General features: G+C 69.4%; 1 protein-coding gene (only partly in view). It reads left to right on the forward strand.

All coding sequences use genetic code 11. The features are described 5' to 3' along the window. A protein-coding gene (locus ACT86A_RS04865; RefSeq protein WP_445090780.1) for a LuxR C-terminal-related transcriptional regulator crosses the window boundary here: on the forward strand, positions 1-18,777 show its 5' portion. Its footprint extends 14,196 nt past the window's final position; the window shows 18,777 of its 32,973 coding nt (coding positions 1-18,777); the start codon lies at positions 1-3; its stop codon lies off the right edge, out of view.

Here is an 18,777-nt window from a genome sequence, read left to right on the forward strand (position 1 = left end):
ATGGGTTACTGGCATATTCCCGACGAGTTCGCCTGGGTCGGGTGGGTGGCGGGTGCGGAGATCACCCACATCGATCCCAACGACCTGGACGGGATCTCGGATGTGCTGCGTGAGGTCGGCCGGGAGATCCTCGAGCAGGCCATCGGCGAGGCCGATACCGCCAGCCAATCGGTCCGCGTGTCCTACCCGCAGGGCAGCGGCGGCGAGAAGATATTCGAGTCGCTCCAGAGCGTAATCCACGGAGAAGACCCGAAGCACGGCTCCATCGAGCTGATGGGCAAGTCCTTCGACCAGCTGGCCACCGCGGTCGACGACTTCACCGGCGAGGTCCACAGCAACCATTTGAGCGCGATCTTCGCGCTCGGCTGGCTGGTCATCGAGCTGGCCTGGGCGCTGGCCGCTGGCCCGGCCGCGCCCGCCGCCGAGGCCGGTGCGATCGCTGCCACCCGCGCCGCCTTCCGGTGGATCGGCGAGATGCTGGAGAGCGGGATCGCCCGAATAATCGGTCAGCGCTTCCTGTCCGAGGCGGCGCGCGACGTCCTGCCCAAAATTGTCTACGAGATGCTTCAAGAGGGTTTCGTCGAGGTCGTCCAGAGCACTATCGAGGAAGCCGCTACCCACTACATCCTCAAGGCGGAGGGCCTGAAGTCGCAGCCCTTCAACTTGGGCGACTACCTGAAAGACGTTGGTGTCTCGTTCGCGGCGGGTGCGGCGGGCGGCGGCGCCGGTCATGGTATGGGCCATATTCCGGCGCTCAACCGGATGATGATGAGCGACAACCGGTGGACCCGCGCCATGGGCGGTGGGCTGGTCGGTATCGGCGCGGGTGTGGTCGGTGCGACGGCCGCAGGCCTGCTGACCGGCCAGTGGACTCCGGAGTCGTTCGTCGGTGGCGGCCTGTCGGGCGCGATTCCATCCGGTGCGTCGAGTTTCCGGGGACATCGGCAGTACGCGGGTGCGCCCAACGTCGGCGGCGGGAACTTCAACGGCGGCAACTTCAACGTGACCCTGCCGGACGGTACCGCGTCGCCGCCGAGCGGGTCGGCCAACGGGACCGATCCGTCCAATCCCGCTGGTGCCGCGAATAATTCGGGCGGGGGAAATCAGAACGGTGCCGGAAGCCAGAACGGTGCCGGAAACCAGAATGGGGCCGGGGACAGCAGTCCTGGCACGAACACCGCCAGTGCCGGCGATACCTCCGCACCGCAGGCCGGGCAGGACACGAACGCGCCGCGGGCCGAGGCCGCAGACTCGGGCGCGGGCAACCAGCAGCAGACCGGGGCCGCACCGCAGGCGGGTCAACAGGCTGGTCAGCAGGGCTCGGAAGCAGGTGCGGACGAAAGCAATTCGTCGAATTCTGTTGGAAACCAGAGCAGTTCGGCTCCCCAGGCAGGCGATTCGAGTTCGGCGGCCGACAATCCCAGCTCGGTGGTGTCGGATTCCGGTGCTGGAGCGGGTGCGGCACCGGGCGCGGTTGTTTCGGACCCGGGCGCGGGTACTTCGGACCCGGGCGCGGGTGTTTCCGACCCGGGCGCGGGTGTTACGGATCCCGGTGCGGGGCCCGCGCAGGTCAGCCCGGTCACCGATCCAGGCGCGGTCGACAACCTTGCCGGTACACCGCTGGCCGATTCCCAAATAGGCACTGGCGCAGGTATTTCGGGCGACCCCAACTCGAGCGCGAACACTGCCACCAACGGGGCCGGAACGACAGCGCCGGGAGCGGCCGCGCCGGGGTCGACGGCGCCCGGTGCGAGCATGTCGGCGCCAGGGGCGTCCATGAGCACGGGCGCGTCCAATGTCGCGCCGGGCAGCTCGTCGTCCGCGCCGGCGTCCACCTCCACGTCTCCGACAACGGGCCAGTCGAGCACCGCCACCGGACAGCCGGGCGCCGGGCGGCCGTCGACGCCCAACCTGCCGGGTGTGCCCCGCGCCGGGGACACCTCCGTCGCCGGTTTCAACGACGGCACGTCCGACGTCGCCCCGAGTGCCGACGCCGAGTCGGCACCCGCGTCGCGCGCGGGCTCGTCCGCTCGGGCCGCGACCCCCGGTGCCACCCCGGCCAGTCCGGTGCAGACGCAGGTCTCGGATAGTGAAGCGCTGCAACGGGATACCACCGTGAACGCGACAAGCGACGCCGACAGTCAGGTGCAGGTCACACCGGAGAGCGATCCGCAGGCCGTCCAGGCGCGGACCGACAGCACTTCGGATCCGGCGACACAGAGCGACAGCGACGAGGGTGCGCCCGCGCGTCCCCGGAGCGATCAGGACCCGGCGGCGCGGCCGGACAGCGCCGAGGATGCTCCGGCGCGTCCCGACAGTGACGAGGGTGCGCCCGCGCGCCCGGACGGCGACGAGGATCCGGCGGCGCGTCCGGATGTCGATGAGGATTCCGCGCTGGTTCCGCCGCCTCCGTCGCCCACCCCGGCGGCCCCCGCTCCGGCACGCCCCAGTACCGATCCGGATACAAGCACCGACCCCGACCCCGACACGGACACCGATACCGATACCGACACGGATACCGACAGCGATCCGGAAACCCGGAACCAGCCGGACGATTCGGCGGGCCAGGATTCCGACACCGACGAGACCGCTCGCCCGCGCCGCCCCGACGCCAGACCGCCGACCGACGCGGAAAAGCAGGAGGCCGCCGAAATCCTCGACAGCATGGAGGGCAAGCCGAAGCCCGCCGATTTCCAGCTCGACCCCAAGGCCACACAGGCCGAGGCGGATGCCTTGGCGCGCAAAAACTCCGAGCGGTGGAACTCGATCACGCCGGAGCAGCAGCTGGTCCTGCTTCAAGTGCATCCGGCCGGCTTCGGCATCAATGCGCCGGGCATCCCCACTCCGGATGTCGATATCGCCAACCGGATACAGATCGTCCGGGAGTCGCAGAGTCTGATTGCCCGCAGCGGGTTGACCGAAGCCCAACAGGCGCAAATGGTGCGTCTGCTGGCCGAGCAACAGCAGGCGGCGGCCGCCTCGGCGCAGGCGAAAGCCGAGCAGCCGCGGGCACGGACACAGGTCGATCCGGACAGCAGCCGGGCGGAGAAGGCGGCGGCACGCCGTCAGGCCGCCCAAGAACGAGCCGAAGCCAAACAGCGGATCAACGAAGCTCGCACAGAAACCGCGAAGACGGTCAAGCGCGTCGAGAACGAGCTCAGGAGTCTGATTCGGCAGAGCAAGCTGGACTCCGCCTCGCACAAGCAGTTGGTGAACCTGCTGCGTACCCGAGAGGCGATCGCCATGGCGGAGGGCGTGGCTCGAACCGTCGCACCGAATACGCCGGTGTACGTGATGGCCTTCGACTCCACCGCGTTCAACGGCAGCGGCCGGGCGGCCATCGCCATGGGCGACATCGATACCGCGACCCTGGTGTCCTGGCACGTCCCGGGCCGGGACGCGTCGCTGGCCAATATCGGCAGCACCGTGAGCGAGATGGCCAGCCAGTATCAGGTGACCGCCGGTCGACTACGCCAGGGCGAGTCGGCGGCGTCGATCGCGTGGGTCGGCTATGGCACGCCGAACAAGGCTCAGTCCATTACCACCTGGCATGCCCGTCAAGGCGGCAAGCTGCTCGCCCGGGATCTCGCCGCCTTCAGCGCGACTCGGGCAGCGCTCAACGAAGGGCGGGTGGCGCAGGGGCAACCCGAGATCGCAATCTCGAACAAGATCATCGCGCGCGGCTACGGCGTCGACGTGGTCGAATCGTCCGGCCACAAGGGGCGTTTGGAGCGCCTGGTCGACGATGTCGTGCTCATCGGTTTCTCCGGCGAGGAAGACAAACCGCTGATCCGGGGGAAGCACTTCGGCGACGACGTCCGCGTGCACATCCAGGATCACGCCAACGGCCTGTTCCACCAGTTCAACGCCCCGGAGACCACCGGCCCGAAGCCGCCGGACAACGGCGTGCCGGTCGATCGCATGTACCGGCTGGAGAACATCGCCGCAGGCACCACCGAATTCCAAGCGCCCGACAACGAGTCGTTCCTGGACACCGATCGGCCCCCGGTGCGGAAGAACGGGTGTTCCGAGCAGGCGCTGTACCGGGCACGCCAGCGCACCGGTAACCCGGACATCACCGTGCCGACCGATGTCGGCACGGACGGTGTGTCCATGCGCCGGCTCGAAGAGCGCGCCGATTCCCAGGCGACCGAGGTCAAGGTCGGCAAGCGTAAGTCGCCGCACAAGGCGGTCGCCGAGGCGCTGGACTTCATGAAAGGCAAGGCGACGGTCATCGTCGTCGATGAGAACCCAACGGTCGATGAACACGGCGTCGGTGCGCACGCGTACGTCATGTACTACGACGCCGCGACCGGCAAGATCATGGTCGACGACCCGTACAAGCATCCGGGCGGCCCGGTCGAGTTCGACCCCGGCAATCTGCCGGACGCGAAGAAGACCTGGGTCATGGTCTACGACGCGAACGGCAACTCCGTGCGCCCGCTCGCGGTGCGCCCGCTCGCGGTTGGTGCCGCCACCCAGGGCCACGACGATGACGATCGGGACCTGCCGCGGGTCGGCGACGATCAGGGTCGGCGGGATCCGATGCGCGACCTCCGGCGCTTCATGGATGAACAGCGACAGGAGGAGGAGCAGCGCAGGCGCGACGAAGAGCACGGCGCCAATCAGCCTGCGCCGGACCCGGATTCGCAGCAAAACCCGGAGCCTGCAGCTCAGCCCACGCCGGACCCGGATACGCAGCAGACCCCGGACCCGGCAGCGCAGCCCGATCCCGAGGCGCAGCAAACTCCGGACCATGATGCCGAATCGGCGTCCGGTCCGCAGCCGATCCCGGCTCGCCAGACGACGCCGACGGGCGACCCGTCCCCGCTGACCGACACCGACCGCGACCGCCTGACCCGTCTCTCGCGGGCACTCGGCCTCGGCGACGCGCTGTCGAGCTTCGCGGACCCGCGCCCGATCCTTGCGGATCTGGCCCAAATGGCGTGGGCGCGCGGATTCCTCGATTCGACCGGGCGCATGAACGAGATCATGCGCCCGGCCGATTTCGCTCCATTGAGCATCGACGAGCAGCATCTGGGCGAGCGGTACTGGAACTACTCGCCGGATCCGAGCGATCCAGATTTCGCCCTGCAGCGCGACGAAGCCCACGCCCTGCCAGTTGTCGATCCCGATTCCCCGGCGCCCGCCATGCCGATCGCCGTGCCGGATGCGATCGCACCCGTGCTGGGGCCAGCGCAGGCCCGGCCCGATTCCCGAGCCCCGCAACCGCTCGCGCCGGAGTCGGCGCAGGCGCAGCTGCTGCGTCAGCTGAGCCTGATCGCCGACCAGGTGACCCAGGCGAATCTCGCGGAAACCATCGCGGAGCAGCGGTATCGGACCATGCTGCGGGCGGGCGCGATCGAGTCGCTCGCGTACGCCAAGGCCCGGCTGGATGCCGCCGTCGACCCGAACCAGCGAGCGGATCTCACCAAGATCGTCAACCAGTGGGCAGATCTGCTCCAGCTCTCGGAAAGCGACCTGGCTGAGGGCCAGGTCGACACGACGCTGGAGCGGTTGCGCGACAACGTGCTGGCCCGCGCCGTCGCCCTGAACGATCTGGCCGATGTCGCCCAGGCGGTGCACGCGGTCAAGGGCCGGGCCGCCCAGGTGGCCGAGGACGAGACCCGCCGGTACACGGTGGTAATGGACGGTCAACGGGTGCCGGTGCTGCTGACCGCCGACGGTGCCGGAGGGTGGCGGGTGCGGCCCGCCGAGCCGCTGGCGCCGCCGCCGGTGCCGGACTCGTCGAGCGACCCCGACGCGCAACCGCAGCGCCGGTGGAAGCGGGCGATGAAGTTCCTGCGCACCCACCTCGGCAGCCACGGCACCGGCCGGCCGATCCAGTACGCGCTCGGTTCGGGGAACAACACCGATCTCTACAACGCGTTCGGCGCGGATATCGAGTTGTTCTCCGGTGACCCGGCGGCCGATGTCAGTGGATTCGACTGGGATCCGGCGTTCTTCGCGTTGCAGGCATCGAAGCTGTGGAAGGGCCGCGAGGCGTTCTGGGCCATGGTCACCGGCAACTACTCGGCCGGTCCCCGGATCGGTGATCCGCAGGCGCCGGATCCGGTTGCGCCCGGCGAGCGCGCCGGTATCGATGAGGACGTGGTGCCGCCGGTTCCGGACGCGGAACCGCAAGGCCCGGCGCCCGATCCGGATCTGGCGCGCCGAGGCGCGGAACTCGGCGACGCCATCGCCGCCCGCAATGCCGCCGGTATCGCGCTCTACGAGGGTGCGGACGTGCTGTCGCTGTCGCTGGCCGATCTCGGCCCCGACGCGGTCCGCACCGCGGTCGGTGAGGCGAACTACCGTGCGATGCGGCAGGCCGCGGCGGCAGCGGCCTACGCGGAGGCCGCCACGCGGTTCCACAACGAGAACGAGCGCCTTGGCTATCTGCCGACCAACGACATGCGTCCCGATCCGCTCGAGCGCTATATGCGCGAGCAGTCCGTTGCGGCCGGTCTGCCCGGTGCGGACTCCGAAGCCAGTGGCGTCAACAACAATCCGACGCGGCTGAAGCTCTGGTGGGATCCGGAGGGCAACCCGAGCCCGGAGGCCCGCGAGGCGTTCCTCGAGGCGATGCAGCGCGAACAGGTGCGCGCCGAACTGGGCACCTGGGCCAACCTGCTCGATGTCGATCCGGCCGAGCACAGCCCGGCCGATGTCGCCCGCGCGCTGACCGCGCTGCATGACCGCGCTGCCGAATTGGCACGACAGGCAACCGAATTCGCGCAGCTGGCAACCGCCTACACCGATGCCGACACCGAGTTCGCCCGGATCGCCGAGGAGATGGCGGCCGCGGCGGGGCACCGATGGTTGCTCGACCAGGGCGGCGACCTGCTGGATCCGGACAATGCGCCGGGTATCGGCCTGCTGGACGGCGATCCGCAGCGCCTGGTGGTGATCAACGACGGCGGCGATCACGACCAGCAGCTGGCCAACGCGCTCGCCGACCCGCGCAATACCGATATCGCGCAGATGCTGACCCAGGGCGAGCTGGAGCTCGAATACCGGGTCGCCTGGGCCGACCGCACCGGCGTCATCCATGTGGCCGAGGTGGACGCGCCGCAGGTCCGGCATTTCTCCGGTGCCGTTGACGGTCGCGGGCTCGAGCTCACCATGGTCCGCGACGACGACGACAGCCCATGGCGGGTCATCCCCAGCGAAAGCGCGCTCACGCTGCCGGACAACGGGATTCCAGTGCCCGACCCCGCCACGCTGTCGACCGCGGAGCTGGTGGCCCGCGTCGAGGACGCGGCGGCCGGACAGGGTGTGCAGCTGGCCGATCTGGCCCCGGACCGCGTCGCGGACACCCTCGACGCCGCGCGCGCCGCGAACCGGTTGCGCGCGGTGCGGATCGAGGCCATGGCCGATCTGGCCCGCCTGCACGTGAATGTAGCCCGCTTCAACGCCTTCGAACGGGCGCTGCACGAAGCCGAGGTGAACCGGTCAGAGCTGCGCGGACGCCCGCTGGCGGCGGTCGAGGAGCTGAAGCAGCGGCATCCCGAACGGGCGGTGAAGCTCGATGCGCTGGCCAGGCTGCTGAGCCAGGACCCCGACCTGGTCGATTTCGATCCGAACCTCTACGACACGCAGGATCAGTTGCGGCCCGGCGGCCTGCCGATGCATCACGACACCCACGCTCAGGTGGGGTTGCTCGTCGACGATCTCGCGGACTTCCTGGCGCTGGCCAGGCACGGCCAGACCCGGCCCGGGCCGGAGCCCGGCATCCCGGACCCGGACGCCGACTGGGTGCACCTGCTCGGCATCGATGTGGACACCGCGACACCGTCCGAGCTGGAGTCGATCTACAAAAACTTCCGGGCGGGCCGGCTCGACGTGGCCACGCTGCGCACGCCGGAGCAGATCGCTGCGGCGCTGGCGGAACTGCGGGCCGATGTCCGCCAGGACGCCACCGATCTCGCCGCCTTGGCCGCGCTGGCCGAGACGTACTATTGCCTGCCCACCGGCGGCACCCCCATCAACCACTGTGTGCCAAGAGCTTTCGACCAGCTGGTCGTGCGGCACCCGAACGTGCTCGGCGGGTTCGCCGTCGATCCCGGCCGGATCAGCGGCGTGCCATGGGCGGATCTGTCGAACCACTTCGGCACCGCGCAGCCCGAGCCGTTCCTGCCGGGGGAGGAGGGCGGCGCACACGCCCGCCTGCTGACCACCTTGCGCGCGCAGGGCCAGGGCGCGTCGGCCGTGGTGATCGACCAGCGGACCACCGTCGACGACTACGGGGTCGGCGGCCACGCCTACACCGTGACCTACCTGGGGCGCGACGTCTTCGACGTGGACGGCCAGCGGGTTTTGCTCGCCGATATCGATGCCGAGGGCCAGGAGCAGCTGTTCGACCTCGGCCCCAATGGCGGCACCGATTTGCTGTCGCTGGCCGAATTGACCGGTGGCACACCGGCGGAGACCGCCGCCACCTGGGCGAGCGTCTTCCAGAACGACGCGCATGTCCCGGGTCTCGGCGGCGAGGGTCCGATGCCGGACGCCGACCTGCGTATCGGCCAGGATCCGCCCGCGCCGCGCCGACCCGAGGACCCGGTGCATCAGGCGGCACGGTTCTTCGACGAAACACTGAGCCTGCGCACCGAACCGGAATCCGGTGCCGAGCCTTCCGCTGCGCATCTGACGTACGCGCAGATCCTCGCCGAGCGCCTCGGTCTCGCGGAAACTCTCGGTGCACTGCCGGATCCGCAGTCCGCGCTGCAGGACCTGGCGCAGATGGCGCTGGCGCGCCGCTTCCTGGACGCTTCGCCGGATGGCCTGGCCGACCAGCACATGCTGTTCCCGACGAACTTCGACACGCTCACAGCGGACGAGCAGTTCCCCGGGGAGCGCTACTGGCGCTACCCGTCCGATCCGTCCGACGCCGAGTTCCTCGCCCAGCGCGACGCGGCCGAGGCGTTCCAGCGGTCGATCGGACAGCCGCCGGAAACTCAACCGGCGCCGCCGATCCCGCTCGCGCACCCGGATGCCGTCGCGGGCCCGCTGGTCTCGCCGCCCGATCCAGCCGACCCGCCACGCCCGCTCACTATGGCGCAGGCTCAGCATTCGCTCGCGGACCAGCTGAATCTCCCTGCGCAGCAGCGGGATCCGGCGAATCTCGCGAGCACCGTCGCGCAGGAGCGCTATCGAATCCTGTTGCGCGCGGGCGCGATCGAAGCATTGGCGACCGCCGTGGGCAGACGCGATCTCGCGCTGGACCCGGATCAGCGGACCGAGATCGGCAAGATCGTCGAAGTCTGGGCCGACCTGCTCGCGATACCGAACAACGGCCTGGCGCCGGCGAACCTCACCGAGACCATGGAGCGGCTGCGGTCGGAAACGCTGGCCCGCGCCCAGGCGGTCGCGGATCTGGCCGATGTCACCCAGGTGCTGCAAGCGGGTCGGACACCGGGCGGCCCGGTACGGATCGACCTGGAGGTCGGTGGCGAACGAATCCCGGTTCAGCTGACCCCGGACGGTTCCGGCGGCTGGCGGGTCGAACCGGCCACCCGCCTGGCGGCACCGGAGGTGCCCATCGCCGCGATCGTCAAGGCGCCGGGGGCCGCCCCGGGTGTGCTCCGGACCCTGCGGGACCTGCCGGGTGTGGTCAACCCGCAGCATCCGCCGTCGGAGCTCGTGTCGGCGGGCCAGTCGTTCACGGTCCAGACTGTCGGTCACCTGGCCGACAGCGACTTCTGGGGGAACTTCGAGGCCAACCCCGCGGTCACCGCGCGCGAGGTGGTCAACCTCAAGCGCAACTGGCCGAAGATCAAGGCATTCCTGCTCGGTCAGGTCACCTCCGCGGAATCGCACGGGCCCGTCTCGCGCACCGGCGATGTCTACGACTACGCCCGCGAGGACGCCGACCCGCAGCGGATCAGCGAGCACGAGGCCGAACTCCGCCGTCTCGGACTGGCCGGCCGCTTCCTCGCGGGGCTGCCGGTGCCGCAGGCACTGCCGTCGGCGCAGCCCGCGCCAGGCATCGACGCCTCGCTGGAGCCGCCGGTCTCCGCCGACGCCGAGCACACCCCGTCGGTGCCGGCCCACGACGATCTCGCCGAATGGGGCCGTGAGGTCGCGCAGGCCGCGCAGGAGCTGTACGCACAGGCGCGGGCGCTGCTGGTGCTGGCGGGCCCGCTCGGCATCGAGATACCGGATCTGAGCTCGGAATCGGTCCGTACCGCCGTCGCGCAGGCGCGGTATCTGCTGACTCGCGAGAGTGTTTCGACGAAGGCGTTCGAGGCCGCGCTCGCCCGATACGACGCCGAGAACGCGGATATCCCGTTCCGGACCGATATCGATCTGTCGCATCTGCTGCCCGCCGCGGTCATCAACCGCCCGAGCCCGCTGGAGCGGTACGCGGCCGAGGCCGCCGCGGCGACGAGTGGACGCACCGGCACCCTGCGCTGGACGGGCGTCAACAACAACATGCAGGGCGGGCGCATGTGGTGGGATCTGTCGCACCGCGATACGCCGGAGGGCCGCAGGTTCTTCGAGGAGGCGCTGCGCCGCCACCACATCCGCACCGAGCTGGATCAGCGCGCGCACCTCCTAGGTGTCGACCCCGAGAACCCGAATGTTCTTGCGCAGTTGCAGACGCGGCTCACCGACCTGCAAGACGCCGTCACCGCTTTCCAGCGGCAGGCGCAGCAGTTCCTCGACGCCGACGACAATTTCGGCCAGCACGCCGAGGTGATGGCGAATATCGCGGGCAGCGAATGGATCCGGGTCAGCGGCGGGTTCCTGATCGATCCGGTCAACCACCCTGGCATCGGGCTGGCCGGGTCGCCGATGAAGCTGGTCGTCATCGACAACGCGATGAATCATGATGCGGCATTGGCGAAGGCGCTGGCCGATCCGGCGAATTCCGAGCTGGTGGAGCTGATCGACAACGGCAGCCTCGAGGTCGAGTACCGCGTGGCGTGGCCGCGCGAGGTCGGCGGTACGTGGCGGGTGGCAACCGCGGCGGTGGATTCCCCTGCGGTGCGCCATATCTCCGAAGATTTCGGCGGCCGGAACCTGACCGTCACCACGGTGCGCTACGAGGGTGGCCCCTGGCAGACGGTCACCGATTCGGCGCAGGCGGAGCCGAGCGGCCCGGCGCTGGACCTGGCCCGGATGTCACCCGGCGAAATCGAGGCCGCGATCACGGAATTGGTGGGTCGCCTGCCGATCGGCCGGGTCGATCTGAGTCCGAGTCAGATCAACGCCACCCTGGAGCGGCTGCGTTTCGGCAACGAGGTGCGCGCCGCGCAGATCGAGGCGCTGGTCGAGTACGCGCGCACCCTGCACGCCCTCGACGCCTACCACCAGCTCGACACCGCGCTGAACAAACTGGAGCTGTCCCGGGCCGACCTCGCGACCGACCCCCAGGCCACGCTGGAGGCACTGAAGACCGCGAAACCCAAGCTGGCCGAGCAGGTCGATGCCCTCCTGGCGAAGCTGGAAGCCGACCCGGAACTGTTCACCCGAGACCCGCGGGTGGCCGACGACATCGCCCCGATCAACCTGGCCGACGCCCCCGCACATCTGGACGCCATGATCGCCGACGTCGATCTGCTGCTCGTCCAACTGCAACTGGCCGGTTCCACCACCGTGCCGGGGGTGCCGGTGCCGGACCAGGATTGGGTGCGCCTGCACGGCGCCGACATCTACAACGCCACCGACGCGCAGTACAAGGCGGCCTTCGGCAAGTTCAAGACCGAGAAGTTCGCTGACCTGTTCGTCCGCGACCCGGACACATTGACCGCACTGCACCAGCAACTGCGCGCCGAGGTCCGCCGGACCGCCGCCGAGATCGTGGCCCTTTCGGCGTTGGTGACCTACTACACCAGCGAGATCGATCCCGCGGGCCCGGCGGCGATCAACACCTGTGTCTCCGACTCGCTCAGCCGCGTCTTGGCCGATCAAGGCGATATTGTCGGTGTCCCGATTCCGCTGTCGGGCAACCTGTCGGGCCTAGAGTGGCAGGACGTGCGGCCGATGCTGCGCGGCGCCGAGCCGGGCGCGTTCGACAACGGTGACGCCCGCGGCCACGTGCGGCTGATCCAAGCGCTGCGTGAGCAGGGTGGCCCCGGGGCGATCGCCTGGGTGCTCGACCAGCGCTGGACCGTCGATCAGCAAGGTGTCGGCGCGCACTCTTACACCGTGAAGTACTTGGGCGGCAACCAGTTCGAGATCGACGGCCGACGGGTGACCTACGACGAGATCGGCTCCAAGCGCAGCAACCTGGAATGGTTCGTCGCCCCGGACGGGACCCGCGTCTCGCTGGCCGAGCTGACCGGCGGCAACCGCTACGAGACCGCCGCCACCTGGGCGGTCGCCTGGAAGGGTGGACAGCGGGTGGCGAACTTCGGCGACTTCAACGCCGCGCAGCCCGCCGCCGATCTCGCCATCGGCCAGACGCCGGACCCGAACGCCCCGATTCCCGCGCATCGGCAGCCGCCGGCCAACGCGCCACCCAGCCCGGCGGCCGAGGTGGCTCGGTTGCGCGCCGAGATGGCCGCCGCGGTGGCGGGCGAAGCCGACCTGCGCGCCGAGATTGCGGATCTGCGGCAGCAGGCCATGGCCGCGCAGAACGCCGGGGATCGCGAGCTGGCCAGTAGCTTGGCGGCCGACATCGAGCAGCGCGTTGCGGCAACCGGTGCGGCGGAGGCCGCGCGCGCCGCGGCGATCGAGGTGTGGCAGACCTCGATCACGCAGCAGGGCAGCGACCTGCAAGCCCGCATCGACGCGCTCGAGGCGCAGCTGGCTGCTCAGCTGGGCGGCGACACCGAGATCGCGCAGTTCCGCTCCGATATCGACCTCGTGGACAACCTCGAGGCCGCGTTCCAGCTGCGCGACCGCATCGAGACCGCCGAGCAGGTCCAGCAGACGCTGGAAGCGCAGATCGAACGCGGAAAGGCGTTGCAAGACAAGCTGCGCGCGGGCATCCGGTTGCTCGAAGCCGACACGGTCGACACCCCGGAGGCGGAAAGGGCGCGGAACCAGGATCTGGCCGCCGCCCGCGCCAAACTCCGCCAGGCCACGCACGCACTCAGCGAGGTGGAGCGCTCGCTGGAACTGCTGCGGCAGAAGCTGCCGCCGGGCGATCTGACCCTGCTGAAGTCCGCGCTGACCACGGAGATCATCTCCGCCACCAATGCGCGGGCCGCGCTCGCCCAGGTCTTCCAGATCAGCGATACGGACCACCTGAACCCGCGGTACCAGGGCCCGCGGGAACCCGGTGCCGAGCTGGTGCAGCAGTTGCGCGAGGTCGCCAAGCAGCTGAAGGACGCGCAAACGCAACGGAGCGAACTCGCCGAGCGGCAGGCCGCGCTGGACGCGATGAACGACCTCGGCCTGCTGCCGATCTCGGAGCGGGTCGGTGTGCGGCCGGCCGCGGAGCCCACCGGGCTGTTCGGGGACAGCGAGATCGTGGTCGTCGGCACCGATACCGACGTCAACGCCTACCGGCAGGCGCTGCGAGCCACGCTATCGGCGCGAACCGACCTGAATCTGTTGCTGGGCATGGCGAAGTCGGACACCACGCCGCTCACCGTGCGGTTCACGCAGGTACAGCTCGACGCGCAGGGCCACTACCAGAGCACCGTCGATCTGCCGTCCACCGATGCGGAACCCACCCAGCGCGCGGGCGCCTGGGATCCGGGCAAGCACCCACGCAAGTGGGAGAAGGAGAAGTGGACCGACCCGCAGCCGCCGTTCCTGTTCAAGGTGTCGATGATTCCGACCTTCGACAAGATCATGGCGGGGTTGCACGAATTCGGTCCGGGTGAGGTTCCGGCATTCCTGTTTCCGCAGAACCTGCCGTTCTCGAAGACGATCTACAACGTCCCCGATGGCGTGAACGCCTGGAGCTCGGACGTCGGCCTCAACCTGTTCCACGCCCGCATCTTGGTCATCGGCATCCTCCAGCGGATACCGACCCATCCGTGGGTGAAGAATCTGATCCAGAACCGTCCTTGGATCGGCCGGACCATCCTGCGGACCACCCAGTGGCTGCCCGCGAACACCGCACACGGGCAGTCGATTCCACTGCCGCTGTCGGTGGGCTTCGTGAACCGGCATCCGCATGTGGCCCAGGCTATGGCCGATGTGACGCAATGGATTCCGGCCGTGCGCGACGGCAAGTGGATCCATTTGATCCCGGTGCTGCGCGGCACCCGCACCTACGCCTGGTTCAACGACGGTCAGCCCGACCCGCAGGCGCTGCACCGCGAGGAGCTGGCGCCGCTCGCGCTGAACTCCGAGCAGGCGCGTCTGGACGGCACGACCGCATACCCGTACACCGGCGAGAGCATCGACATCCCGGAGTCGCTCGCCGCCGAGTGGCGCGCCAATGATTCTGCGCGCCAGCGGATTCAGCTGGAAACCGACGCCGCCTACGCGGAGTTCGAACACAATCGCGTGCACGAGCACGACAGCCTGCTCGCCCAGATCGTCGACAACGCGCTCGCAGACCCCGACACCTACTCCGGCGGCGACCCCAAGCGCTGGGTGCGTGGCCCGGGTAAAGCCTGGTTGCGCGACCCCAAGGGCACGCACATGCCCAAGCGGTCCGACGGCTCGACCTGGCTGCGTGATCACGCGGGCAACATCCGCACCCCCGACGAGGTGGTGCGGAACCTGAACCGGGCGCGCGACTACCTGCTGCGCAATTCCGAGGTCAACCAGATCGCCGACGTCGTCGCGATGTGGAACCGGTTGATCGCCGGACACCCGGTGCGTGAGGACATCATCGCGCTCGAGAGCGCGCTGTTCGAAGCGGAGTTCCAGGCGCGCAATCCGAAGGCGACCGGGCATCAGGCGCATGCGGCCGCCAAGGCCGCAGGTTACGACTGGGACGCCAACCGCCCGCATCTGCCCGGCAAGCGCACGCTGTGGCAGCGGCTGACCGGCCGCCGCGCAGACCCGCTCGACTTCACCTCCGGGCTGGACCCGAACGTCAACGATCCGGCGCGCACCCGCCAGTTCGCGCTCCCGCTGTATTACGGCGTGCAGGGCCTGGACGGGGTGGACAGCAGGTTGCGCGCGGTCATGGGCGGTTGGCCCGCGGCCAAGGTCGACCAGGCGCTCGCCGAGGTGAAGGACATCGTCCACCGGGCCACCCGGTCCTTCACGACCAACGACCACGATCTGGCCCGCGGCGGCGTGCACGTCTCGGCGCGTGTCACCGGGAGGCCTGGCGAGCAGGTGCTGGCGGTCACCGTCGAGGTGGACGGTGACGGCGCCTTTCCGCGCACCCGGTACTACCTCGATCAGCACGACAACGACTGCGTGCCGGTCGCCGCGCGGTTCGTCAACCAGGCGCAGGGCACCACCGTCACCGACGCCGACCTGCTCGAGCCCTCGCTGGCGGGCGTGCTGTGGAGCGATATCGTGCCCGAGCTCAACGGCGCACCGGTGCAGGGTTTCGTCGCCGACGCAGACTCCACCGCCCACGCCCGCCTTGTGCGCGGCCTGCTCGACTCCGGCCCCGGCACCACCGCCTACCTCTTCGAACAGCGCACCACCGCCGACCGCCACGGCGCCATGGGCCACGCCACCGCCCTCACCTACATCGGCGAAAACGCCGACGGCACTCACACTTTCGATCTCAACGGGCAGAGGGTCATCCTGAACCGGGTCGACCCCGACGGCCGCGAATGGTTCCAGGCCCCGGCCCCCGCCGGTACCCCCCAACTCGCCAGCGGCACCACCACCACCACGACTGAAGTGTCGCTGGCCCACCTCACCGGCAGCAGCACCGACCAAACCACCGCCCTGTGGGCCACGGTGTACAAAGACGGCCGGGCCATCCTGCTGTCCCCGCAGTTCGCCGACCCGAACGCGGCACCGCCGGCCGACCACGTCTACTTCGGCACGAGTTCCTCGGTCGACGCCGTGATCGCGGCCAACCTGTCCGCGCTCGGTATCGACACAGAGGCAGGGCGGCTGCTCGAGGCGGCGCTGCTGCTCGAGGAGCGGTATCTCGCCATTGCCGTGATCGCCGAGCAGCCACAGCCGGAAACCGCGCTCGGCGAGCACAGGTGGGCGGGGCACCTGGGTGCCAGGCTGGTCGCCCGGCAGCACGGGGACCACGAGCTGACCGTCGATTTCATTCGCGCGATGCACGACCAGTTGACGATGTCGGCACCGCCGGAAATGGAGTTCGGTGCTCCGACACCGCGGATGGGTGTGCTGGCGACGCCGCTGACCGCGGACCAGATCGCCACCATCGAGGCGAACCCGCTGCTGTCCTACATGCCGCCGCCTGCCGGGCCGGGCGAACACGGCGTGATCGTTTACCCGAACTACGCGTCGCAGGAGGAGGTCGACCAGGCTTTACAGGAATTGTGTGACTGGTACAACGCGGCCCGGCGTGGATCCGAGTACGACCCCTTCGAACTCGCCGCGGAGCTACAGCGCAGGTTCGTGTCGCTGCACCCACTCGACTTCAACGGCCGCGCGTCGCGCATCTTGATGAACTGGTCGTTGGAGCAGAACGGGCAATTCCCCAGCGCAGTCCGCGAATTCGACGCCCTGCACATCCCTGCTGCGGATTGGGTGGCAGCGGTCCGGGAGGGCAGCGCTCGGTATGCCGAATGGCTGGTGAATCTCGCCGAACGCGGACCCGATATCAACCCGGTGGATCTGTTCGGGCTCCAGGCAGAGCAGCATCGCTACCGTGAAATGGGAGGCGATACAGCACCTTTCGCTCCTGACCAGCCGCGCAATCGGGCCAAGTACGAGCAGTTGCTCCAGGCGGTTACCTCCGAGGCCGCGGCGCCACTCGACGCCGGTCTCGCCGATCCGCCGGACACGGCCACGGCCGATATGGCCGACCTGCGAGCGTGGGCGAGTTCCTACGACAACCCGCAGCTGCAGTACTTCCTCGCGCAGCAGCACGAGGCCGTCACCGCCCTGCTCGCAGAACCGGGTTTGCCGACCGCCGAGTCGATCGGTCCGGCGCAGGAACTGGAAGCGACGGTGCGAGAGGGACTGTCGCGGGTTATGGACGCGATCGGCCGACCCGATCCGCTTCCCGCCGATATCGCGGGACTGGCCGGGCTGGCGCAAGAACTCGCCGACGCCCACCCCATGGCGCCGAACCTGGCCGCCGCCGCGCTGACCTTGGCGGGGGAAGCCGCTGCGGCACATGGTGATTCGCTGGCGCTGTCAGCGAACCCGGAGGAGCCGCTACTGCCCTCGTTGCACGATGTGCTCGACGCAGTCACCAACGGGGCAAGCGCTGTGGAGCTGGAGGGCATGCTGAGCGGCCTCGTCCGGCAGTACGGCCCGTACAGTCTGGCGAATCTTCAGGTGCGGCGCCTGGCCGACGGCATTCAAGTGCATGCAACTGTCGTAGATGAGTCCGGCGGCAAGGTCGGCGGGTTGACCGAGGCCTACAGATTCGAGTCCGACGGCTCCGTGACCGTGCACCACGTCGACCTGCATCTCGATGAGGCGCATCAGGGTCGAGGGTTCGGCCGGGCCTTCGTCGAGGCGGTGGATGCCGCATACCTGCGCAACGGGGCCGACCGCATCCTGGTGACGGCAGGCGAGCCGGACGGCGGAATCTTTTGGGCGCGTGTCGGTTACGAGTGGAACCCGCTGCTGGTACACGAGGCCGTGGACATCCTGACCGCCCGCATCGAGGTGCTGCTCGAAACCGCGTCGGCGCGTGATCAGTTGCTGCTGCGACAACTTCAGCGCGACCTCGCGGGCACGCCCACCGGTTATCCGACGCCGAGTCGGCTGGTGCGCATCGCCGGTGACAACCCGTACCTCGGTGAGCTTGTCCTGGATGGCGTCTACTGGGACGGCATGAAGGGTGCGCCACCGGTCGCGCTGACGGATAGCCAGCAGCCACTGGACACGAATCCGTCGGACCAGCACGCAGATTCGGCAACCGCAGCACCGACCGCGGAGCTGGCTGCAATGCTCGGGGTGGTCCCGGAGCTGATGCAGCGCCCCGGGCTGCTGCGCCAGGCCGTGGATGTGGTGCAGGGACAGCTGCGGGCCATGGATGCGGCGGCGTGGCAGCGGGCGGTGGAGGCCGGGCGGCTGCCGGAGCTGCGGCGGTGGATCGGCCTGCGCATGCAGTGGGACAACGCGACTCAGGAACTTCAGGTTGATTCGCTGCGGACCGGGGTGCTCGACCCGGTGGCCGTGCAGCGCCTGCAGGACACCAATACCCATTCGCAGCAGGAACTGGCGGAGCTGCTCGCGATCGCCGAGCTGGTCGACTTCTCAGCGCAGAGCTCCGGCGATTCCGTGGTCGAGCTGCGGCGCGCCGCGGCGGCGACCGGATCGCCCGAACTGGCCGCGTTCGTCGACCTGTGTGCCGACGCGCTCCCGCCGATTCCGGCGGCGGAACGGGACCCGAACTCCCAGCTGGCGGCGGCCCGCCAAAACCTGGTCGACATGGCCGGTATGCTCCGCGTGGATCCGGACTCGCTGGCCACTGGGTCATCGCAACTGGCCCGACTGCGCGCCAAGTGCGACGGCCTCGCCCGCGAGTTGGCTCAGGCACTGCGAACCTCGGTCGCGGACCTGGAAACCGTGCTGGAGCAGAGGGATCTGTCCGGCGAGCCGGATACCGATCCCGAAATGCTCGGCCGGTACACCGACTGGCTGACCCACGCCGGGGCTCTGGAGGCCGCGGAGCACTACAACAGTTTGCTTGCGAACGCCGCGCCCGCCCCGACCGCCGCCGAGGTGAACGCCGCGGAAGCGGATGCGCCGGCCGATCCGGACGCGGTCCTAGTGCTGCGTGCGGCCGACATAACC

This window comes from Nocardia glycosmidis (assembly GCF_052545115.1).